The sequence below is a fragment of the Sphingorhabdus sp. genome (assembly GCF_050921905.1).
Taxonomy (GTDB): Bacteria; Pseudomonadota; Alphaproteobacteria; order Sphingomonadales; family Sphingomonadaceae; genus Sphingorhabdus_B.
In genome coordinates this window covers 1,685,001-1,705,781 of the sequence record NZ_CP050888.1, presented here as the reverse complement: position 1 = coordinate 1,705,781, position 20,781 = coordinate 1,685,001, and the positions used below count along the sequence as shown (strand labels likewise).

Sequence of the window (20,781 nt, the reverse complement as noted above, 5' to 3'; positions counted from 1 at the left end):
GCGCGCCACAAGAAGTCTATAGCTTATACCGGCTTTGCCAAACCTTCGGTCTCAACCAATTCCTGCAGTTCGCCAGCGTCGTACATTTCCATCATGATGTCGGAACCGCCCAGAAACTCGCCCTTAACGTAAAGCTGCGGGATTGTTGGCCAATCGCTATAGTCCTTAATAGCAGCACGAATTTCCATGTCTTGCAGCACATCTACGCTTTCATAAGCGACGTTGAGATGGTCTAGAATGGCTATCGCCTTGCTCGAAAAGCCGCATTGCGGAAACAGCGGGCTGCCCTTCATAAACAGAACAACATTATTGCCTTTGACGATCTCTTCGATCCGCTCGTGAACGCTCATCTAAAATACTCCAAAAATTTTCAATTCTGAGGAATGGCTGTCGTGAGCTGCAAGGCATGCAAAACGCCGCCCATCCGTCCGTCCAGCGCGTCATAAACCGCCTTATGCTGTTTTACGCGGGGTAGCCCACGAAAGCTCTCGCTCACTACGCGCGCAGCATAATGGTTGCCGTCACCTGCAAGGTCAGTAATTTCCACCAATGCATCAGGCAAAGCGGCCTTAATCATGCCTTCAATTTCGTCTGCCTGCATTGCCATTATGCGGACTCGATAAACTGGCGGCGCGCTTCGACCATCTTGTCTTCAAGCGCGGTGCGAATCATGGCATCGTCAATTTCAACGCCTGCCGACGTCAAATCACCCAGCAGTTTGCGCACCACATCTTCGTCGCCAGCTTCTTCAAAGTCCGCTTGCACCACGGAAGTGGCGTAAGCCGTTGTTTCTTCTGGCGTAAGACCCATTTTTTCGGCGGCCCACTGCCCAAGCAGCTTGTTCCGGCGGGCGGCTATTTTGAATTGCGTCTCTGCGTCATGCGCAAACTTGTTTTCAAAAGCGGTCTCGCGGTTGTCGAAACTTGTCATGTTGCAGTTCCTATCTGTTGCCTGCCTAAGATAATGGCTTTGCGTTCAATCAACAAGGCTGATGCACGTCAAATGTGCACTACCAGCTTCCCCACTGCTGCGCGGTCACCAAGTCGGGCGATCGCGGTCCCGGCATCGGCCAGTGCGAACGTCTCCGAAATACGTGGCTTGATTTTGCCCGCGGCATAGAGATCGAACAATTCCGAAATGTTGGCGTGGTTCTTTTGTGGCGTGCGTGCGGCAAAGGCACCCCAAAAGACGCCGCAAACGTCGCAGCTTTTCAGCAATGTCAGGTTCAACGGTAGCTTGGCGATGCCGGCGGGGAAGCCAACGACCAGAAACTTGCCTTCCCATGCAATGGCGCGCACCGCAGGCTCGCTATAATCTCCGCCGACAGTGTCATAGATGATGTTGAAGCCATCGCGGCCGGCTGCGGCCTTGAACATTTCGGCCACGGCCTTGGATTGGGCCTTATCGAACGGCTGATGCGGGTAAACCACAACTTCATCGGCACCAGCCTCACGCGCGATGTCCGCCTTCGCTTCGCTGGAAACACCTGCAACCACCCGGCCGCCATAAGCCTTGGCCAACTCAATTGCCGAAATGCCGATACCGCCAGCCCCGCCAAGGACTAAGACATTATCGCCAGCCTTCATATGACCGCGATCCTTGAGCGCATGAATCGATGTGCCATATGTCATCAGCAACGACGCACCATCGTCAAAGGACATGGCGTCCGGCATTTTGAAGCAGTTGAACGCTGCGACTGCGACCTTTTCGGTCAGCCCGCCATTGCCGCAAAGGCCTATCACGCGGTCGCCAATGGCAAATCCGCTGACGCCATCGCCAATCGCTTCGACGACACCGGCGATTTCGCCGCCGGGCGCAAAGGGGCGTTCTGGTTTGAACTGATACAGGTCGACAATCATCAACGTGTCGGGGAAGTTGATCGAACACGCCTTTACCGCAACGACGACTTGGCCGGGGCCAGCAACCGGCTCAGGCAATTCGCCCATAACGAGCGTGTCGGGGCCGCCGCTGGCGGTTGATAATAAAGCGCGCATTTCTGTCTCCTAGGCTTGGCTGGGCGATAGCCAGGGCTGGCTTGCCGATATCTTGTTTTCATAAGCCGAGATGGCGTCGCTGCTTTTGAGCGTAAGGCCGATTTCATCGACGCCGTTTATCAGGCAATGTTTGCGGAAGGGGTCAATTTCAAATGCAAATCGGTCTTGAAACGGCGTCGTTACGGTCTGGGTTTCGAGATCAATGTGGATATCATCGGTTTTTGCCACTTCCATGAGGCGATCAATGGCGTCCTGCGGCAGGACGATGGCCAGCAGGCCGTTTTTAAACGCATTTCCGGAAAATATGTCGGAGAAGCTGGGCGCAATGACCGCCGAGATGCCGAGATCAGCCATAGCCCAAGCGGCATGTTCGCGGCTTGACCCGCAACCGAAATTGTCACCGGCAATCAATATTGGCGCGCCTGCATACGCCGGATCATCAAACACATTGCCGGCCACGCCGCGCAAAGTTTGAAACGCGCCTTCACCAAGCCCAGACCGGCTTATGGTTTTGAGCCATATGGCCGGAATGATAATGTCGGTGTCGACATTTTTCAGTCCAAGCGGATAGGCCTTGCCCTTAACGCTGCTGACAGGCTGCATGCGTTTAATCCGTTTCCGTTTTTGGTTGATTTTGACTGATTGGTTCGACTTCGGGTTCCGGGGACATAGGTTCAAGCTTCCCCTTTTTCTGGGTCAGGCTGCGTCGTCCGGCATATAATAATGCGGCCATCAACGCAGCTGATCCTACGGCTGCGCCAACTTTTGCTGTGGTCGACCATTTGTCGTCGCCATCGGATTTTTTATCAGTCATATGTCTCTTCCTGGATGGGCCAAACCTTAGCTTTGGCTTCTGTGGCAAGTAAAGAGAATAGCTTATCTTTGCGCAAGGTTGAACCTGCAACTGCACATGGCGGCGTTATATGTCAGTCCATCAACGTGCGCACATCGGAAAGCTTTCCTGTGACCGCAGCCGCAGCAGCCATAGCGGGGCTGACCAAATGCGTGCGGGCACCCGGACCCTGCCGTCCGACAAAATTGCGGTTGCTGGTGGATGCACAACGCTCTCCGGCAGGTACCTTGTCCGGGTTCATGCCCAAGCAGGCCGAACAACCCGGCTCACGCCATTCGAGGCCCGCATCTGTAAAGATTCGGTCAAGCCCTTCGGCTTCTGCCATTTGCTTCACAAGGCCGCTGCCGGGCACGACAATTGCCCATTTGATGTTATCCGCCTTTTTGCGGCCTTTAAGCACGGCGGCAGCAGCGCGCAGATCTTCAATGCGGCTGTTGGTGCAACTGCCGATGAAGATATTTTCCACCGATATGTGGGTCATCGGCGTGCCGGGTGTCAGGCCCATATATTCCAGCGACTTTTTGGCAGCCTCTTGCTTGGATGGATCGGCAAAGGTCGACGGATCGGGCACGATGCCCGTGATTGGCAACACGTCCTCTGGGCTCGTGCCCCAAGTGACGCTGGGCGCGATGTCGGCGGCGTTGATGGTTACGACCTTGTCATAGGTTGCGCCTGCATCGGTGGCGAGTGAGCGCCAATAGGCCACAGCTGCAACCCAATTGGCGCCCTTGGGGGCCATCGGGCGACCCTTGAGATAAGCAAAAGTTACATCGTCAGGCGCGACCAAGCCAGCGCGCGCGCCATGTTCGATTGCCATATTCGAAATGGTCAAGCGGCCCTCAATGCTCAGCGCGCGAATGACGGATCCTGTATATTCAATGACATGGCCCGTCCCGCCCGACGCGCCCAGCACGCCTGTGATATGCAAGACAACGTCCTTTGCCGAGACGCCAGGGCCAAGTTCGCCCTCAACGCGGACTTCCATCGACTTGGACTGGCTGAGCTGAAGTGTTTGGGTGGCCAATACATGCTCAACCTCTGACGTGCCAATGCCAAAGGCCAAAGCCCCCAGCCCGCCATGGCACGCGGTATGGCTATCGCCGCAGACAATTGTCGTTCCGGGCAAGGAAAAACCTTGTTCCGGACCGACGACGTGGACGATACCCTGCTTAACATCGGTGGCGTCAATATAAGCGATGCCGAACTCCGGCGCGTTACGTTCCAGTGCTTCCAATTGCTGCGCGCTTTCGGGGTCAGCAATCGGGATATTGTTTCCGTTGGCGTCCAAGCGCGCCGTAGTCGGCAGATTGTGATCCGGCACTGCCAAAGTCAGGTCTGGCCGCCGCACACGGCGACCGGCAACGCGAAGGCCTTCAAAGGCCTGCGGGCTAGTGACTTCGTGGACAAGGTGACGGTCGATAAAGATAAGACAGGTCCCGTCGTCGCGTTGCTCCACGACATGGGCATTCCAGATTTTTTCGTACAGGGTTTGCGGTGTGGACATCATAAAAATGCAATAGAAGCGATTGCAGCGAAATCAAGTGAGGCAGCGCTGCTTGCACTTCAAAATTGAAAACTTTGCGTCTACTAAGGACGCTATGAGCATTTTTAGCATCATCCTTATCGTGCTTACGACCGTCTTCGTCATGGAATGGGTGGCTTGGTCCAGCCATAAATATATCATGCATGGCTGGGGTTGGGGCTGGCACCGTGACCATCATGAGCCGCACGATCATGCGCTGGAGAAGAATGATTTGTATGGCATCGTGGGCGCGGTCACCAGCGTGTCGCTGTTTGCAATCGGCAGCCCTTTGGTGCTTGGCAACGACGCATGGGAACCGGCGACATGGATCGGCCTTGGCGTCATGTTTTATGGCATCATTTATACGGTCGTCCACGATGGCCTCGTGCATCAACGCTATTTCAGATATGTCCCGCGCAGCGGCTATGCGAAACGCTTGGTGCAGGCGCATAAGCTGCACCATGCCACCATTGGTAAGGAAGGCGGGGTGAGCTTTGGCTTCGTCTTCGCGCGCGACCCCGCCAAGCTGAAGGCTGATCTGAAAAAACAGCGCGCGGCCGGGACCGCGATTGTCCGCGACGCCGCCATTTAGGTTCTGACCTTAAGCCTCTGGCTTAAGCCAAATCCAACCAAGGCAAAGCAAGGCTGTTCCAATAGGCACAAGCGACCATGGCAACGCCAAAGCCGCAAAGCCGATGGCGATACTGACACCAAATGCGATGGTCGCCGACCATTTTCCGCGTCGGCTAATGGCGCCCTTTTCCCGCCACGCCACAAGATGAGGTCCAAATTTCGGGTGGTTCAACAGCCGCGCCTCCAGCGCCGGGCTACTGCGCGCGAAACAAAATGCCGCCAAGATCATGAATGGCACCGTCGGTAGCAACGGCAGGACAATGCCGACCGTGCCAAGGGCCACGGCTAGCAAGCCAGCGTACAGATAAAGCTGCTGCTTTATCAATATTGGTGAACTGCTTTGGTCACATAATAGCTATCAAGCCCTTCGGGACCGCCCTCGCTGCCAAAGCCCGATTCTTTCACGCCGCCAAAGGGCGCGTCGGGCATCGAGATCATAAAGCTGTTGAGGCCAACCATCCCTGTATCCAGCGCGTCGGCGACGAGGTTCGCTTGGCGTGCATTTTCGGTGAAAGCATAAGCGGCAAGGCCAAAGGGCAGGCGGTTTGCCTGCTCTACCGCTTCGTCAAAGGTCTTGAATGGCCGCATTAATGCAACGGGGCCGAAGGGTTCATCGTCCATGACCTTTGCCGACATTGGCACGTCGGACAACACCGTTGGCGCGAAGAAAAAGCCTTGGTTGCCTCGTGATCCGCCGGTCAGCAGCTTTGCACCCTTTGACGTCGCATCCTCAACCAACGCCGCGATTGCCGATGGCCGCCGCTCGTTGGCCAATGGTCCCATGACCGTTCCAGCATCGAGGCCATTGCCGACCTGAACCTTTTTTGTATGCGCGGCAAAGCCAGCTACGAAGCGATCATAGACGCCCTCTTGCACATAAAAACGTGTGGGCGAAATGCACACTTGGCCCGCGTTCCGAAACTTGGTGGTGGCGGACAAGGTGATGGCTTTTTCAAGGTCGCAATCGTCGAAAATGAGCACTGGCGCATGGCCGCCTAACTCCATCGTGCTGCGCTTCACGCCATCTGCCGCAAGCTTCAGCAGATGTTTGCCGACGGGGACTGATCCCGTGAAGCTGAACTTGCGGATGATAGGGGAAGCAATCAAATGGCGGACTGACCATGTCGGGTACGCCATAGACCAATTGCGCGACATTACCGGGCACGCCGCCATCGATGACGCATTGCATGATCGCGCTGGTGCTTGCGGGTGTTTCTTCGGGCGGCTTGGCGATGATCGAGCATCCTGCGGCCAACGCAGCCGCCATTTTCTTGCACATCAGGTTCACCGGGAAGTTCCATGGTGAAAATGCGGCCACTGGCCCGACGGGTTGTTTCAAAACTAGCGCCCGCTGCCCCGTTGGTCGCACAAGTATGCGTCCATAGCTGCGTTTGGCTTCCTCGGCGAAATAGTCGAATTGCGCGGCACAAGACAGCACCTCAGTGCGCGCTTCGGCCAGCGGCTTGCCCTGTTCGGTCGTTAGCATGACCGCGATGGGTTCTGCACGTTCGCGAATATGGTCAGCGACCTTATGCAAGATCGCCGCGCGGGCTATTCACGTCCACGCCTTCGCCAATGCGCAAAGCCCTTTGCCGTGGCGGCAAGTGCCTCATCAAGGTCCGCAGCCGTCGCCAACGGTAATTCTGCCAGCGTCCTCACCCGTGGCCGGATTGATGACCGAATGCGTATCGCGGCCTTCGCCTGCGCGCCAGCTACCGTCAATATATATACCCAAATCAGTCGAATAGCTCATCGGTCTTCCTGCAAATTTATTCTGCTTTGCTTGTAGGCGTCAGGTGACGGCTTTGGAACCCCTTGCAAGCCGCAATAGCCAGAAAACCGGAAAACCTGCGAGCAATAAGGCAATGCCCCAGAGCAATGCTTCGGAGCCTGCGCCATATATCGTCCAGCAGGAATATATAGCGGCAAGTGCGAGGATAAGCTTAAATGCGGCGCTAACCTTCAACACACCCGTCTGGATGAGTCGGACCGCAGCCGCTGCACAACCGAAATACATGACCAGCACAATGGCCGTGGTCAGCAATATGAGAAATTCAAACATCGGATGCCATCGTCCGGCTGCTGTTCATCAGGATGACGAGCGTCAACAGGCTGGTGGAGAACAGATGCGCGTTGCGCGGCGTGCCATTGGCGGTCGCCTTGCCCATGAACTGCTGGAAACAAGCCATCGCGCGCTAAAGCGGCGGGTAATTCTGCCTTGACACATGATCCATCCGTTCAATGCGCCAAGCGCGCTGATTGCGCCAATGGCAGCGATAGCGGTGCCAGCGTTGGTACCCGCATAGACGCTCACAAAATCGGCAAATGGCGCAGCAGAGGCGCTGGTGATCGCCACAGGCAACATCAGGACGACGGCTGAGCAGACCAATATGTAAATGCCACCGGCACCAGCGGTTCCGAATAAAGTGGCACGGTTGATGGTGCGTTCAGGGTCTTGCACCTTGTCTGCGGGTACCGTGGCCAGTTCAAGGCCAAGCATTGCCCATAGGGTCAAAATGGTGGCCGACGAAATGCTTGCCGTCGAAATGTCTGCCACTTCGAAGCTGCGGACAACGGCCGGTGCCCTGAATCGTCAATATGTAAGCCGCAAGGCCAATAACCGCGATGAGCGGGAGCAGCTTCGCAATCGTCCAGACGACCTGAACTTGTCCTGCCAATTTGGTGCCGCGAATGTTGATCAGCGTGAAAGCCCATACGATGGCTATGGTAACGGCGGCGGACACGCCGTGGGTGCCGACGACGGGGAACAACTGGCCAAGATAGCTGACCGCCGCTGTGGCTATGGCGGCATTGCCGACCCACATCGAAATCCAATAGGCCCATGCAATCGCAAAGCCCGCCCCATCACCGAAAGCGGCCTTTGTATAAACATAAGGCCCGCCAGCCTTGGGCAATGCCTTGCTCAGCGCGCCAAAGACCGATGCGACGCATAATGCGCCCGAAACGGTAATCGTCCAACCAATAACGGAATTCCACCCCAAGGGTGCAAGGCTTGTCGGAAGCAGGAATACGCCCGACCCGATCATGCTGCCCATGACCAAAGCGAGCGCCATCCAGAACCCCATGGGTCGTGTCGTTGCGGCTGTGTCTTGCGTCACTTAAGTCCCCCTTGTTTCATGCACGCTGGCATGGAACGGGGGCAAAAGCCACGCTTTGTTTTAGGGTCAGGACCACTTAAATCCACCTTCGCGGTTTGAGGCCATACTGTTCAGTGCCAGGCGGCAAAGCGCAGGCTTAGTGGTTCTAAGTCAAGCTTTGCCAACGCAGCAATGGACAGTATGGGTCAAATCCGAAGGACGTCAAAATGGCTTCGATATCTTTGCCATTTTGACGCCGCGAAGGTGGATTTAAGTGGTCCTGACCCTAGGTCAGGACCCTTGGCCGCGACCTAATGGGCGAGCAGTACCGGGATGCCAAGCTCGCCAAGCATGAACCGCGTCACGCCGCCAAACAAGGTCTCACGCCACCGTCCATGTCCATAAGCGCCCATGACGAGGAGGTCGGGTGCCCATGCCTTCGTCTCTGCCAAAAGCCTTTCCTCGACGCTCTTATCGCCTTTTGCGGCAACTGCGATTTCGGCATTGATGCCGTGGCGCGACAAATATGTCGCCGCGTCGGTGACTGGGAATTGCTCCGGCACCATTTCGATCTCCGATATGCGGACAACCGATGCAGCTTGCAGCAATGGCAATGCTGCACGCAATGCGTTGGCGGCTTCAAAACCGCCATCATAGGCGACCATAACACGGTCGAAGGAAAGAGGCGCGGCTTTTGTAGGGATTGCCAGAACCGGGGTGCGCGATGCCGTCACCACATCGCTAATCAAAGCGCGGGTAGCGCTTGCCGCGCCAGCCGCATCCAGCGACATGACCAAGACATCCGCCAATCGCCCAGCGTTGATTAGCGCGTCTGACGTCGTGCCATCAAACATTTGCCAGTCCCAAGGCACATCCTCTGCCTTCAACCGCGCATTCGATCCGCGTGCACAACTTTTCGCGTTCGTTTTCTGCTGCTTCAAAGGCCTCGGCGACGAAATGCGCGCCGCCGAACATGTCGAACGCGACATAATCCTGCGTCGGCCGCGGCAATATGAGCGACATATGCCCATGGGAACGCCGTGCAAGGTCAAGTCCCGCCTGTAATCTGCTTTCAAAGGCGTCGTCCCCACCTGCATGTACCATGATAGATTTCATCGTCATTTCCTTATCTCACGGCCGGTATTGCTGCGCCGGTCTCACAGGAGTTATTCTGAACCTAAACGCTGAAAAGTAATTGATGGACATCAAATATAGCAAAAAACTTTCAAAGCATGGGATATTATGTCAGCCATGAACTATGAATGATGGAAGACCGGCTTTAACGAATTTGGCGGTGCGGTCTGCGCGCGCTGCGGATGCAGAAGCTATTGCCCGCATCTATGCGCATCATGTGCAGCATGGCACCGCCAGCTTTGATGCTATTGCGCGCACACCATTGCAAACCGAAGAGAAGATCCGCGACATATTGTCCAAGCGATGGCCGTTCATCGTGGCGGAGCGTGCTCAAACGATCATGGGCTATGCCTATGTGACCGCGTTTCGGGACCGGCCGGCGTATGGCTACACCTGCGAAGATTCGATCTATGTCGATCCTGATTGTGTGGGGCAGGGCGTGGGCGTACAATTGATGCGCGCTTTAATGGCGCGAGCAAGCGATTGCGGCTTTCGGCAGATGATCGCTGTCATTGGCGGCGGCGAACCCGCCTCGGTTGCTTTGCACCGTAAGATGGGGTTCACCGATGCCGGACGTATGCGTAACGTGGGGCGCAAATTCGGTCGCTGGCTTGACACAGTCTACATGCAAGCGGAATTGGGTGAGGGAGACCGATCAGCGCCAGCGCGAGAGCCTGCCTAATCGATTAAACGATGTGTGCGCGCGTGTCGTGCCTAAAGGAGAGAGAAAATATGGCTGAGTTTGCATTGGTCGCCGATGGGCTTCGTTTCCCCGAAGGACCCGTGGTCATGCCCGACGGCAGCGTCATATTGGTGGAGATCGCGCAAGGACAAATCACGCGCGTGCGCCCCGATGGCAGCAAATCCGTCATCGCCAAGCCCGGCGGTGGACCAAATGGCCTGGCGATGGGGCCGGATGGTAAGCTCTATTGCTGCAACAATGGTGGGTTCGAATATATCGAAGCCAATGGCTTTCTTGCGCCGCACGGCATCGCGAAGGATTATTCAGGAGGCCGGATTGAACGCATCGATATCGAAACCGGCAAGGTCGAAATATTGTATAAATCGGGCGACTTCGGATGCAGCCTGCGTGGGCCGAACGACATCGTGTTCGACGCACATGGCGGGTTCTGGTTCACCGATCATGGCAAGATTGATTATGCAAAACGCAGTCATGATGTCGTCGGCATTTTCTATGCCAAGGCCGATGGCAGCCATTTGGAAGAAGTCATCTTCCCGTCAAACAACCCCAATGGCGTTGGCTTGTCCCCTGATGGCGGCACGCTCTACGCCGCCGAAACCTACACCTGCCGATTGATGAAGTTCAACATCACCGCGCCCGGTAAGGTCGCTGGCGACGCCGGCCCCGGTGGCCCAGGCATTCCGGTTTACCGCCCTGCGGGATATAAATTCTTTGACAGCCTTGGCATGGAGGCCAATGGCAATATCTGCGTCGCGACCATTGGCGAATGCGGGATCAGCGTCATTTCACCGACAGGCGATCTGGTCGAATTTGTAGGCACCGATGATATTTTTACAACCAACATTGCCTTTGGCGGCGATGATATGATGGACGCCTACATCTGTCTGTCGGGCAGCGGACGCCTCGTGAAAACACGATGGGCGCGGCCTGGACTGAAGCTTCAATATTAGAACTGGGAACCGGTATATGCCACGACACAAGGAAGCGCACCTCATTGACCGCATCGGCTGGTTGCGGGCATCGGTCCTTGGGGCGAATGACGGCATTGTGTCGACGGCAAGCCTGATTGTCGGCGTGGCCGCCGCGCAAGCGACGCCAGCAACAATATTGCTGACGGGGATTGCGGGACTGGTTGCCGGTGCAATGTCGATGGCGGCCGGCGAATATGTGTCGGTCAGCTCGCAAGCGGATACCGAAAGTGCGGACCGAGTGCGGGAGGAGAATGAGCTGGCGACGATTCCTGAAAAGGAACGCGAGGAGCTAGTGGGCATTTATGAAGCGCGGGGTCTTGATCGCGCGCTCGCAGAGCAGGTGGCGGACAAGCTCACGGCGCACGATGCGCTGACGACGCATTTGCGCGACGAATTGGGTATGGCCGCACACACCGCCGCACGACCAGTGCAGGCGGCTTTGGCGTCGGCTGCGGCCTTTGCCATCGGCGCATCCTTGCCCTTGGCGATGGTTCCGCTGTCTCCAGCGCCGTATCTCACGTGGACTGTGTCCATTGCCGCCTTGTTGTTCCTGGCTGTCCTTGGCGCCGTCGGCGCAAAGGCGGGGGGAGCAGCCATTGGCAGGGCTGTGATGCGCGTTACCTTCTGGGGTGCGATTGCGATGGCGGCTACCGCTGCTATTGGCGCGTTGTTCGGCACCACGGTCGCCTAAGGAAAAACATGACGTTCAATACTGTTCTTTTCGATTTTGGCGGCGTCATTACGACATCGCCATTTGAGGCATTCAACCGCATGGAGGCAAAGCGCGGTCTGCCTAAGGATTTCGTCCGCAGCGTGAATGCGCGCAACCCCAATGATAATGCATGGGCGAAGTTTGAACGGGCAGAGTGCAATGCAGCGGAGTTTGACGTGTTATTCGCCGCCGAAGCGTTAGCATTGGGGCAAAAGCTTGATGGCGCGTCGGTGATTGCCTGCCTATCCGGTGACATCCGCCCCGATATGGTGGCCGCGCTGGATGTGTTAAAGTCCAAGGGCTTTGCGCTTGGGTGCATCACCAACAATGTGCCGTCTGGCAAAGGCGCTGGCAAGGCCGGGAGTGATGAGAAAGCCGCGGCGATCTGTGCGGTCATGGAACGGTTCGACCATATCATTGAATCGAGCAAAGCAGGGGTGCGTAAACCAGACCCGCGCATTTATGCGATGATGTGTGCGGCCCTTGCGGCCCAGCCATCGCAATGCATCTATCTGGATGACCTTGGCATCAACTGCAAACCGGCTGCCGAAATGGGGATGGCGGCAATTAAAGTCACAACCGGTGATCAAGCTTTGCAGGATTTAGGCGCGCTATTGGCGTTGACCTTTACGCCACTTGGGGTCTAGGCAAAGGTCTGTTCCGTCTCTCCCATTATTTGGAGCATTTCATGGCGAAAAAACTTTTCCCCGACGCAAAATCGGCGCTTCAAGGCGTATTGAAAAACGACATGTTAATTGCAAGCGGCGGCTTTGGCCTTTGCGGGCTTCCCGAACGCTTGTTGGATGCTGTGCGCGACAGCGGGGTCACTGGCTTGACCTTCGTGTCGAACAATGCCGGCATTGATAATGAAGGCATCGGCAAGTTGCTGCGGACGAAGCAAGTCAAAAAAATGATCTCGTCCTATGTCGGCGAAAACAAGGAATTCGAACGCCAATATCTTGCCGGAGAGCTTGAGGTCGAATTCTGCCCTCAAGGCACTTTGGCCGAACGCATGCGCGCTGGCGGTGCGGGCATTCCCGGCTTTTACACCAAAACCGGCGTTGGCACTTTGGTTGCCGAGGGGAAGGAAGTGAAGGAGTTTGGTGGTGCGGAATATATCCTTGAACATGGGATATTCGCCGACCTTTCGATTATCAAAGCGTGGAAGGCCGATGAAAGCGGCAACCTGGTTTTCCGCAAGACGGCCCGCAATTTTAACCTGCCTGCCGCGACGTGCGGCAAGATTTGTGTGGTTGAGGTCGAAGAATTGGTGCCAGTCGGCAGCCTCGACCCCGACTGCATCCATTTGCCCGGCGTCTATGTGCAGCGCATGATTATCGGCGCGCCTTATGACAAAAAGATTGAGTTCCGCACCGTACGCGAAAGGGAGGATGCGTGATGGCTAACAAACCCGTTCCTATCGACCTTGTGCCTTATTCCGAAATGCTCGGCGACAGCCGGGAATTTCTGCGCGTCTGGGCAAAGGAGGGCGGGCCTGTAACTTGCTTTATCAATCCTGTGCCCGTGGGCGGCGACCCCATGGGGTTTGGCATTGCCCTTGTCGACTGCATTCGCCACGGCGCAAAAACATGGGCGCGTGCGACGGGTATATCCGAGGCCGAGGCCCTATCGCGCATTTGGGAAGGGGTGGATGCCGAGCGTGCCAACCCGACCGATTTGCCAACCGAGCACCCAACCACCGATGAAGATGGATTGATACATTGAGCTGGACCCGTGATGATATGGCCGCCCGCGCGGCACAGGAACTGCGCGACGGATATTATGTGAACCTTGGCATCGGCATTCCGACTTTGGTCGCCAACCATATCCCTCCGGGGGTCGAAGTGACGCTACAATCGGAAAATGGCATGTTGGGTATCGGGCCGTTTCCTTTTGCTGGCGAAGAAGACGCCGACCTAATCAACGCGGGTAAGCAGACGATTAGCGAGCTTCCGCAGACCGCTTATTTCGACAGCGCGGCCAGCTTTGCCATGATCCGTGGCGGGCATATTGATCTGACCGTCTTGGGCGCGATGGAAGTGGCGGAAAATGGTGACATCGCCAATTGGATGATCCCTGGCAAGATGATCAAGGGCATGGGCGGGGCGATGGACCTAGTTGCTGGCGTCAAGAAGATCATCGTGGTGATGGAGCATAACGCCAAGGACGGATCGCCAAAATTCATTCCGGCTTGCACGTTACCGCTAACGGGCAAAAACGTCGTCGACATGATCATAACCGACCTTGCCGTGTTTCAGCGGGCGGACAAAGCATCGGCGTTCAAGCTGATTGAGGTCGCGCCCGGCGTCAGCGTTGACGATGTGCGGGCAAAGACAACGGCGTATTTTGAGGTTGCGATCTGACCAGTAACATGCGGCGGACTTTAGCAGCCTTGATTGCGGTTTTAGTGTTGGGACTGGCTGGCTTATTCGCCATGCGATCCGCACCTGATGATAATCAGGTCGCGGCCGTATTGCGTAAATTTATCAAACCCCGGACGAATTTGCCGGACCAGCCGGGCGAATGGCGCGGACGAATCCATTATGCCCAACTGGATCAACAATTTGCGGCCATGGCGCAAAGATCGGAAATGGCGGGGCTTGCCATTGCTATTGTCGAAGATGGCGAACTGCGTTTTGTCCGCACATATGGCGTGATTGACCGGGATACGAACGTGCCGGTGACGCTGGGAACGGTTTTCCGATGGGCTTCGGTGTCCAAGACCGTCGCGGGTACCATGGCCGCGACGCTTTCGAACGAAGGGCTCCTTGACTTAGAGCGGCCAGTATCGCGTTATCATACGACGTTGCGCTTACCCGATGGTGCCGAATCGCGTTTGAGCGTCGAACAATTGCTTGCCCAGCAAACCGGCCTCACCAAAAACGCCTATGACGAACGGTTGGAGGATGGGCAGGATCCGCGCGCGCTGCGTGCCAGTCTGGCCAGCGCGCCGTTGCAGTGTCAGCCGGGTTCGTGTCACACCTATCAGAATGTTGCCTTTGACGCTGTGACCGAGATATTGGAGCAGGCAGCTAAGCGATCTTACCCCGCTGCGGTGAGCGAGCGCTTCTTTCTGCCCTTGGGCATGAACAGCGCCAATTTCGGCATGGCTGGCCTCACCAAAGCGAAAGATTGGGCGCGCCCACATAATGGCCGCATGGTCCGTACCGTGAAAGAAACCTATTGGCGAGTCCCGGCGGCTGCGGGTGTGGAAAGTAATATCGTCGATTTTGCCCGTTGGATGCAGGCGACAATGGGCGATCGCCCCGATGTGCTGCCCGAATCGACGCTGCGGATTGCGCAATCGCCGCGCGTGAATACAGCGCCGATTTATGGCGGCGCATTGCGGCAGGCGAATTCGGAGGCGCGTTATGGCCTTGGCTGGCGCAGCTTCAAATATGACGGCCATTTATTATTGGGGCACTCCGGCGCGGTTGACGGCTATCGTGCAACCATGATTTTTGATCCAGCCACGCATGTTGGTGTTGTCGCCATGTGGAACAGCAACTGGGGTACGCCCTTTCGCATTCCATTTGCCGTGTTTGACAGTTACCATCAACGGACAGACTCGCGCTGGTTGGAAATGGACTCACAAAACCGGTAAGCGTTTGGTTTTAATTCGGAATCCGAAAGGAAGACTGTCATGGGCTACACGCTGATTACCGCGAATCGCAATTATTCGAGCTGGAGCTTGCGGCCTTGGGTGCTGATGACAATGCTTGGCATCCCGTTTGAGGACCGCTTGGAGCCCTTTGCTGCGGCAAGCAATTATGATGCATTCCGGGCATTTTCACCGACTGGCCAAGTGCCCGTGCTTCTGGACGACGCATGGACGGTGTGGGATTCGCTTGGCATCACATTATATCTGGCCGACCGGCACGAAGGTGTCTGGCCGTCGGATCCGGCTGCACGGGCGTGGGCGCAATGCGCAGTTACGGAAATGCATGGCAGTTTTTCCGCCTTGCGAAACGACTGCACGATGAATGTCGGGGTTCGTGTTCAGCCCAAGCCCATGTCTGCTGCGCTGAAGCGCGACGTGGCGCGTCTGACCGAATTATGGGCGCAAGGGCTCGACAGTTTCGGCGGACCATTTCTAGCCGGGCCTCACTTTACCGCGGTGGATGCCTTTTTCGCTCCTGTGGCGTTTCGGGTGCGCACATATGGATTGGATGTGGGGCATGCGGGCAAAGAATGGGTACACCACATGCTTGGGCTTGCACCGATGCTGGCGTGGGAAAAAGACGCCTTGACGGAAAGCTGGCGTGAAGTCGGCCATGAGGCCGAGCTGCTCCACTGTGGCCTGATAACCGCCGATTATCGCCAGGTCTGAAGCAGGCCAGACATGAAAAAGGCCGCCTCATGGGCGGCCTTTTCTTGGGAATGAACAGGTTCTGACCTAGACCTTGTCGCCGATCATGCCCTTCATTTTGCCTTTAAGATTCTGACCCTCGCCTTTGCGTTCTTGCACAATGCCTTCAGCTTGCAGACGTTCATTGCCCGATACCTTGCCCGCAGCTTGCTTGATGTTTCCTACGATTTCGTTGCCCAGGCCTTTTGCCTTGTCATTTAGTTCGCCCATATAGCACGTCCTTTCTGTGTCATCCGGCCTCGCGTGAACTGCGGGCTGGTACGACAAGTGAACCACGCGGGTGGCCGTTGGTTCCGGCTGATGCAGCGGTTAAACGCCTGTAGCTAACGCTTTGGCAAAGGCCGTGCCCGCATCGGGCGCAAAGCGCAGGAACAAAGACGGCTCTATAAGTTCCAGTTCCATCAGACGGAAAACCCCGTCCCCATCGCGCAATATATCGACACGCGCATAAGCCAGCGTTCTGGTCTTGGTAATCTCGGACGTGGCCGTAAGTGCGCGCTGGGCAAGTGTCAGCGCGTCTTCAGGCGCAGTGACGGCCTCTTCCTGACCGCCATATTGTTCCTGAACGCGAAAGTCGCCTTTGGCGGGACGCTTGAGGATGGAATGGCTGAAGACCCCTGCGAAATAGAAGAGCGAATATTCGCCCTCTTCGGCAATATTGGAAAGATAAGGTTGGATCATCATCCGCTGGCCAGCAACCGACGCAGGCACAATATCGTCGCGTTCCAATCGGAAAGTTCCGTCTGCTCCGCCCGATATCGGTGGCTTGACGACTAGCGTTTCGACATTGAAGGTTTTCCGGGCGTCTTCAAGTGCGACCCTGTCGAGTAGGGGACTTAATATAGTGGGGACAGAAGCAATACCAGCCGCGTCCAATTCGGCCAGATAGGCCTTGTCGCTGTTCCATCTCAATATGCTGACCGGATTGCTTACCCGGATCTTTTCCGTTTCCAACCGGTCCAGCAAAGCAAACCAACGCGGGCAGTCGCGCGGATAGCCCCAGGCGAGCAAGGGCGTGACGAGGTCAAACGCGCTCAAGTCGTGCGCCTTGGTCCAATCGATGAATGTCGCACTGTCGCCGAGCAGCCGGGTATAGTCCGCCTGTATATGCGACCAATCTTCTTCATATTCTGGCGTTGGGCTTAATATTGCGATTCGAAGACCGCTCATTCGCCGGCCATCTGCAATATTTCTTTCCACTCGGTCGCACGAACCGGCGCAACCGATAGCCGTGACTGCCGCAGCATTTCCATCTCGGCTAGGCTGGGGTTCGCTTTAATCGCTTTCAACGTCACGGGCTGCTTCAATTTGCGCGATGGTTTGACCTTCACCGCAACAAAGCGTGCCTTTTCATCGCTGGGGTCAATGAAATGCTCTTGGCTGATCGTGATGATGGCAACAATCTCAAGCCCGATATTGCTGTGGTAGAAAAAGGCTTCATCGCCGATCTTCATCGCACGTAAGTTATTCGCGGCGCTGTAATTGCGCACGCCGTCCCATGTGCCTTCGCCCTCCGCCACCAGATCGTCATAGCTGTAAACGTCCGGTTCCGACTTCATCAGCCAAAATTGTTTTGCCACCTGTCACTCCTTTTCGCTGGCAAGCCTTTAAGGCAGGCAGTAATGCCCTGTCTATGACAGTTATGCCCGTAATTTCACTCATCGGCGATGCCGATGCCCTTGGACAACAGCTTGGTAGCTCGTTCCAAACTTATGGTTTCGCAACTGTTGTGGATCATGGCCTTGATCCCGCTTTGGTTGCGAAGGCATGGGCGCTGACCAAGGAGCTGTTCGAACAAGCTGAATCGCAAAAGCGGGCGGGTTTTGACGCCGCCATTGCTGGTCAGCGTGGGTACACGCCGTTTAAAACCGAAATTGCCAAGGGCGCGGACTTTCATGACCTGAAGGAATTCTGGCATGTCGGTCGCGACGTCGCACCGGACAGCCCACTTGCAGGATCCATGCTGCCCAACATCTGGCCGGACGTTCCTGAGTTTAAGGAGACGTTTCAACTGCTCTTTGCAGAGATGGATAAGGTCGGCGCACGGATATTGTCCTCGATCGCCCGCTATCTTGATCTGCCCGCGAACTGGTTTGATCCGGCGATTGCGGACGGGAACTCGATTCTACGCCTTTTGCATTATCCCCCCATAGCTGGCGATGCCGAAGGCTGCATCCGGGCAGGCGCGCATGAGGACATCAACCTCATCACGCTGCTGCTGGGGGCAGAGGAGGCGGGTCTGCAGATTTTGCGCCCCGATGGTAGCTGGATGGACGTCTCTCCGCCGCCGGGGGGCTTGGCGGTCAATGTCGGCGATATGTTGCAGCGGTTGACCAACCATAGGCTGCCATCGACCACGCATCGTGTGGTGAACCCGACGGGAACGCGGTCGCGGTTTAGTCGCTACTCCATGCCCTTCTTCTTACATTTGCGGTCGGACTTTCCAATTGCGACACTGCCGCAATGTGTGAGCGCGCAAAACCCCAATCTTTACCCCGAGCCGATTCTGGCCGATGACTATCTGCGTGAGCGGTTGATAGAGATTGGTTTGCTGAAGGCATAAGGGCGGTGCCGAAGCTTGCCACCGCCCTGCGTTACATTGACAAGATTGACGCAAAAGCAGGGGTGTATCTGTCCAGTTTGTCAATTTAGCAGTCCCGCATCAATCCTCCCCATCGACTTGCGATGGGGAGGTGGATCGGCCGGGCGATAGCACGGGCGAGACGGAGGGGCCATCAACGTTTCATGCCCCTCCGTCAGTCGTTGCTAGGGTCAGGACCACTTAAATCCACCTTCGCGGTTTGAGGCCATACTGTTCAGTGCAAGGCGGCAAAGCGCAGGCTTAGTGGTTCTAAGTCTAGCTTTGCCAACGTAGCAATGGACAGTATGGGTCAAATCCGAAGGACGCCAAAATGGCTTCGATCTCAAAGCAAAATGCCCTTGCAGGCAGAATGATTGCCTGCGGCGGCCATTTTCCTTCGATATCTTTGCCATTTTGACGCCGCGAAGGTGGATTTAAGTGGTCCTGACCCTAGACGCAACGCCCGCCACCTCCCCATCGCAAGTCGATGGGGAGGATTCACGCGCATCACGGGACCAGCGTTCATCCTCGCTCCGCAGCGCACTGCGCAATATCCGCATATCCGGCCCGCCATTCACCGTCACCGACCCACCGCGCAGCACGCGGACGGTGGTGACGCCGTGGATCGCGCGCTCCATTGCAAGGTCGAACTGCCGCGCCCGCCCCATGTCGATTGCCGCGTCCCAGCTTTTGGCAAAGCTCTCCGCGCCCGCGCGCTCGCGTAAATTATAGGCGGACTGCCGACTCATCCCCACCGCCTTCGCCGCCTGCCCCACAGAGCCCATGACATGCAGCGCGAGAATGAACCGTTCCTGCTGCGCCGCCGTCCAGCCATTGGCACGCCGCCGGTCAAGCGGAACAGGGGTGAAGGCGAGCAGGCCCTCGTCAGCGAGGAGCAGGGCGGGCGGAGTTGGGGAGGATGAGTCGGTCATTTATGTATTGGAACATAAATAGAACATGTAGGAAAGGGGGGTGATGATGTCGGTGCTATTGCCGAACGGTAGCTTTGTTGTGGGAGCGGAATGTCGGATATTTGTTGGCTGAAGGAGAAAGCAGCCATTCCGCAAGGTCGGGAATCCACATCACGCTCACTGATTGCGGGTTTCAACCGTAAACATCTTGGTTTTGAGGTAAGCCTGCAAATTTCGGCTTGGGTCATCCGGGAATTGGCCAGCCGTTTCTTCAATTGAAGTTATGCGATCAAGACGAAACGCTCGGAACCCTTTGCGCATTTCGCACCAGCCAACAAATAGCCAACCATCCGTGAACGCCCAAATGGCAAGCGGCCAAACCCGACGGTCGGTAGGGCGTCCGGCGGCGTCTTCGTAAACCAGCCGCAGAACGTTACGATTGCGGATAGCACGGCGGATCATTTTCGCTGATGGCGCTGCTGAACCATCACGTCTGCTTGCAAACAATGGGGCATTTTCGAGATTACGCTTGTCTGGCTCGGGCAGCGCTGCCTGGATCTTCGCTCGAACCTCGACGGCTGCGTCAGCAAGCGAAGTGTCTCCTGCTGCTTCAACAAAAGACAATCCGAGCGCCAGCGCATCAAGCTGTTCGAATGTGAAGGTCATCGCTGGAAGGTCAAACCCCGGTCTCAGCAAATAGCCGACACCCGCCTCGCCCTCGATCGGTAATCCTGATCCCTGTAAATGTGCGGTGTCCCGATAGACCGTTCGCACGCTGATCTCGAAATATGTTGCAAGGTCTTCAGCGCGGCAGACACCACGCGAGCGAAGCTCATTGACCAATCGGAACAGGCGTTCGGCGCGGCGCATTGTCGCACTACTGACACAACGCTGTCAGGAGCGCCATTCCATAATAAGGCCGATAACCTAGACAGGAGAATTTAATGTCTATTCCAACCGTGCTCGACCGCTTTCCCACGCCGCCATGCGCGACTTTATTAAACCTCGACATATTGGAAGCCGACCATGAAAATGGTCGTGTCAAAATCGCTTTCACGGCCAAGCCTGAATTCTGTAACGCTCTTGGCAATGTACAGGGCGGCTTTCTGACAGCGATGCTCGATGATTGCATGGGGCCTGCAATTTTGGTTGCGACCAATGCACAGTCCTTTCCATCGACCATAAACCTCAATGCGCAGTTTCTCACCCCGGCCAAGCCCGGGCAGATCATCGGGAAAGGACGGGTTGTGAAGATCGGCAAAACCATCGGCTTTGTTGAAGCGGAATTGGAAGATGCGAA

At 56.3% G+C, this 20,781-nt stretch carries 30 protein-coding genes and 1 pseudogene (1 of these 31 cut by a window edge); 12 read left to right on the top strand and 19 right to left on the bottom strand.

The window, feature by feature from the left end:
- Window positions 1–23 precede the first annotated feature (23 nt).
- The 7 genes from grxD to leuC form a co-directional block, all read right to left on the bottom strand.
- The gene (gene grxD / locus HEQ18_RS08300) at window positions 24–350 is read right to left on the bottom strand and encodes a Grx4 family monothiol glutaredoxin (protein ID WP_397605962.1); all 327 of its coding nucleotides are present in this window, start codon (window positions 348–350) and stop codon (window positions 24–26) included.
- A gap of 20 nt (window positions 351–370) precedes the next feature.
- Window positions 371–607 carry a BolA/IbaG family iron-sulfur metabolism protein gene (locus HEQ18_RS08295; RefSeq protein WP_397603248.1) on the bottom strand — a complete coding sequence of 79 codons (237 nt, stop codon included), beginning with the start codon at window positions 605–607 and terminating at the stop codon, window positions 371–373.
- Window positions 607–930 carry a DUF1476 domain-containing protein gene (locus HEQ18_RS08290; protein ID WP_296195885.1) on the bottom strand — a complete coding sequence of 108 codons (324 nt, stop codon included), beginning with the start codon at window positions 928–930 and terminating at the stop codon, window positions 607–609. The genes HEQ18_RS08295 and HEQ18_RS08290 overlap by 1 nt, the downstream gene beginning before the upstream one ends.
- A gap of 68 nt (window positions 931–998) precedes the next feature.
- Complete coding sequence (locus tag HEQ18_RS08285; protein ID WP_432814334.1) at window positions 999–1,994, bottom strand: NADPH:quinone oxidoreductase family protein; 996 nt, start codon at window positions 1,992–1,994, stop codon at window positions 999–1,001.
- Window positions 1,995–2,003: 9 nt separating this feature from the next.
- Window positions 2,004–2,597, bottom strand: a complete 594-nt coding sequence (leuD, locus tag HEQ18_RS08280) for a 3-isopropylmalate dehydratase small subunit (RefSeq protein WP_432814333.1) — start codon at window positions 2,595–2,597, stop codon at window positions 2,004–2,006.
- A gap of 4 nt (window positions 2,598–2,601) precedes the next feature.
- On the bottom strand, window positions 2,602–2,808 hold the full coding sequence (locus tag HEQ18_RS08275; RefSeq protein ID WP_296195880.1) for an isopropylmalate isomerase: 207 nt from the start codon (window positions 2,806–2,808) through the stop codon (window positions 2,602–2,604).
- Between the two features lie 112 nt (window positions 2,809–2,920).
- Window positions 2,921–4,351 (bottom strand): 3-isopropylmalate dehydratase large subunit, encoded by a 1,431-nt coding sequence (gene leuC / locus HEQ18_RS08270; protein WP_432815976.1) that lies wholly within the window; start codon window positions 4,349–4,351, stop codon window positions 2,921–2,923.
- A 94-nt stretch (window positions 4,352–4,445) separates the two neighbouring features.
- On the opposite strand from leuC, the gene HEQ18_RS08265 reads away from it, so the two are divergent.
- Window positions 4,446–4,961 carry a sterol desaturase family protein gene (locus HEQ18_RS08265; protein ID WP_397605966.1) on the top strand — a complete coding sequence of 172 codons (516 nt, stop codon included), beginning with the start codon at window positions 4,446–4,448 and terminating at the stop codon, window positions 4,959–4,961.
- 9 nt (window positions 4,962–4,970) lie between these two features.
- Here the strand turns inward: HEQ18_RS08265 and HEQ18_RS08260 are convergent, their stop codons facing one another.
- The 7 genes and pseudogenes from HEQ18_RS08260 to HEQ18_RS08230 form a co-directional block, all read right to left on the bottom strand.
- Complete coding sequence (locus HEQ18_RS08260; RefSeq protein ID WP_397605986.1) at window positions 4,971–5,324, bottom strand: YbaN family protein; 354 nt, start codon at window positions 5,322–5,324, stop codon at window positions 4,971–4,973.
- Window positions 5,324–6,755: pseudogene (locus tag HEQ18_RS08255) on the bottom strand (NAD-dependent succinate-semialdehyde dehydrogenase). Before HEQ18_RS08255 ends, HEQ18_RS08260 begins: the two are co-directional and overlap by 1 nt.
- 39 nt (window positions 6,756–6,794) lie before the next feature.
- The gene (locus HEQ18_RS08250) at window positions 6,795–7,064 is read right to left on the bottom strand and encodes a hypothetical protein (RefSeq protein WP_432814332.1); all 270 of its coding nucleotides are present in this window, start codon (window positions 7,062–7,064) and stop codon (window positions 6,795–6,797) included.
- Window positions 7,065–7,106: 42 nt separating this feature from the next.
- Window positions 7,107–7,517, bottom strand: a complete 411-nt coding sequence (locus tag HEQ18_RS08245; protein WP_432814331.1) for an amino acid permease — start codon at window positions 7,515–7,517, stop codon at window positions 7,107–7,109.
- Window positions 7,489–8,121, bottom strand: coding sequence for an amino acid permease (locus tag HEQ18_RS08240; protein WP_432814330.1), 633 nt, complete (start codon window positions 8,119–8,121; stop codon window positions 7,489–7,491). Before HEQ18_RS08240 ends, HEQ18_RS08245 begins: the two co-directional genes overlap by 29 nt.
- 290 nt (window positions 8,122–8,411) lie before the next feature.
- A complete protein-coding gene (locus HEQ18_RS08235; RefSeq protein WP_432814329.1) occupies window positions 8,412–8,954 on the bottom strand; it encodes a universal stress protein in 543 nt (180 codons plus the stop codon).
- Window positions 8,947–9,216, bottom strand: a complete 270-nt coding sequence (locus tag HEQ18_RS08230) for a hypothetical protein (RefSeq protein ID WP_432814328.1) — start codon at window positions 9,214–9,216, stop codon at window positions 8,947–8,949. The genes HEQ18_RS08235 and HEQ18_RS08230 overlap by 8 nt, the downstream gene beginning before the upstream one ends.
- A gap of 142 nt (window positions 9,217–9,358) precedes the next feature.
- On the opposite strand from HEQ18_RS08230, the gene HEQ18_RS08225 reads away from it, so the two are divergent.
- From HEQ18_RS08225 to HEQ18_RS08185, 9 genes are read left to right on the top strand one after another with little or no spacing between them, the layout of a single operon-like run.
- Window positions 9,359–9,916 (top strand): N-acetyltransferase family protein, encoded by a 558-nt coding sequence (locus HEQ18_RS08225; protein WP_432814327.1) that lies wholly within the window; start codon window positions 9,359–9,361, stop codon window positions 9,914–9,916.
- A 50-nt stretch (window positions 9,917–9,966) separates the two neighbouring features.
- Window positions 9,967–10,887: an SMP-30/gluconolactonase/LRE family protein gene (locus HEQ18_RS08220; protein ID WP_432814326.1), complete on the top strand. Its 921-nt coding sequence runs from the start codon at window positions 9,967–9,969 to the stop codon at window positions 10,885–10,887.
- Window positions 10,888–10,903: 16 nt separating this feature from the next.
- On the top strand, window positions 10,904–11,599 hold the full coding sequence (locus HEQ18_RS08215; RefSeq protein ID WP_432814325.1) for a VIT1/CCC1 transporter family protein: 696 nt from the start codon (window positions 10,904–10,906) through the stop codon (window positions 11,597–11,599).
- An 8-nt stretch (window positions 11,600–11,607) separates the two neighbouring features.
- Window positions 11,608–12,267, top strand: a complete 660-nt coding sequence (locus HEQ18_RS08210; RefSeq protein WP_432814324.1) for an HAD-IA family hydrolase — start codon at window positions 11,608–11,610, stop codon at window positions 12,265–12,267.
- 41 nt (window positions 12,268–12,308) lie between these two features.
- Entirely contained in the window at window positions 12,309–13,019 is a 711-nt protein-coding gene (locus HEQ18_RS08205) for a CoA transferase subunit A (RefSeq protein ID WP_397605974.1), read from the top strand.
- A complete protein-coding gene (locus HEQ18_RS08200) occupies window positions 13,019–13,345 on the top strand; it encodes a DUF5076 domain-containing protein (protein ID WP_432814323.1) in 327 nt (108 codons plus the stop codon). The genes HEQ18_RS08205 and HEQ18_RS08200 overlap by 1 nt, the downstream gene beginning before the upstream one ends.
- On the top strand, window positions 13,342–13,983 hold the full coding sequence (locus tag HEQ18_RS08195; RefSeq protein WP_397605977.1) for a CoA transferase subunit B: 642 nt from the start codon (window positions 13,342–13,344) through the stop codon (window positions 13,981–13,983). Before HEQ18_RS08200 ends, HEQ18_RS08195 begins: the two co-directional genes overlap by 4 nt.
- 8 nt (window positions 13,984–13,991) lie before the next feature.
- Window positions 13,992–15,224, top strand: a complete 1,233-nt coding sequence (locus tag HEQ18_RS08190) for a serine hydrolase domain-containing protein (RefSeq protein WP_432814322.1) — start codon at window positions 13,992–13,994, stop codon at window positions 15,222–15,224.
- Window positions 15,225–15,263: 39 nt separating this feature from the next.
- Window positions 15,264–15,950, top strand: a complete 687-nt coding sequence (locus HEQ18_RS08185) for a glutathione S-transferase family protein (RefSeq protein ID WP_432814321.1) — start codon at window positions 15,264–15,266, stop codon at window positions 15,948–15,950.
- 66 nt (window positions 15,951–16,016) lie between these two features.
- Here the strand turns inward: HEQ18_RS08185 and HEQ18_RS08180 are convergent, their stop codons facing one another.
- The 3 genes from HEQ18_RS08180 to HEQ18_RS08170 form a co-directional block, all read right to left on the bottom strand.
- Window positions 16,017–16,199 carry a CsbD family protein gene (locus HEQ18_RS08180; RefSeq protein WP_432814320.1) on the bottom strand — a complete coding sequence of 61 codons (183 nt, stop codon included), beginning with the start codon at window positions 16,197–16,199 and terminating at the stop codon, window positions 16,017–16,019.
- Window positions 16,200–16,298: 99 nt separating this feature from the next.
- Window positions 16,299–17,159, bottom strand: coding sequence for an ATP-grasp domain-containing protein (locus tag HEQ18_RS08175; RefSeq protein ID WP_432814319.1), 861 nt, complete (start codon window positions 17,157–17,159; stop codon window positions 16,299–16,301).
- On the bottom strand, window positions 17,156–17,569 hold the full coding sequence (locus HEQ18_RS08170) for an EVE domain-containing protein (protein ID WP_432814318.1): 414 nt from the start codon (window positions 17,567–17,569) through the stop codon (window positions 17,156–17,158). Before HEQ18_RS08170 ends, HEQ18_RS08175 begins: the two co-directional genes overlap by 4 nt.
- Window positions 17,570–17,616: 47 nt before the next feature.
- Here HEQ18_RS08170 and HEQ18_RS08165 point away from each other — a divergent pair, with 47 nt between their 5' ends.
- Window positions 17,617–18,552 (top strand): isopenicillin N synthase family dioxygenase, encoded by a 936-nt coding sequence (locus HEQ18_RS08165; RefSeq protein WP_432815975.1) that lies wholly within the window; start codon window positions 17,617–17,619, stop codon window positions 18,550–18,552.
- Between the two features lie 452 nt (window positions 18,553–19,004).
- Here HEQ18_RS08165 and HEQ18_RS08160 read toward each other — a convergent pair whose 3' ends face one another.
- The gene (locus HEQ18_RS08160; protein WP_432814317.1) at window positions 19,005–19,502 is read right to left on the bottom strand and encodes a hypothetical protein; all 498 of its coding nucleotides are present in this window, start codon (window positions 19,500–19,502) and stop codon (window positions 19,005–19,007) included.
- A gap of 156 nt (window positions 19,503–19,658) precedes the next feature.
- Window positions 19,659–20,351: a helix-turn-helix transcriptional regulator gene (locus HEQ18_RS08155; protein WP_432814316.1), complete on the bottom strand. Its 693-nt coding sequence runs from the start codon at window positions 20,349–20,351 to the stop codon at window positions 19,659–19,661.
- Window positions 20,352–20,425: 74 nt separating this feature from the next.
- Between HEQ18_RS08155 and HEQ18_RS08150 the strand changes: the two genes are divergently transcribed.
- Window positions 20,426–20,781, top strand: partial view of a PaaI family thioesterase gene (locus tag HEQ18_RS08150; protein WP_432814315.1) — the 5' portion only. The gene runs 67 nt beyond the window's last position; 356 of the gene's 423 nt are visible here — the first part of the coding sequence; it begins with the start codon at window positions 20,426–20,428; the stop codon falls past the right edge of the window.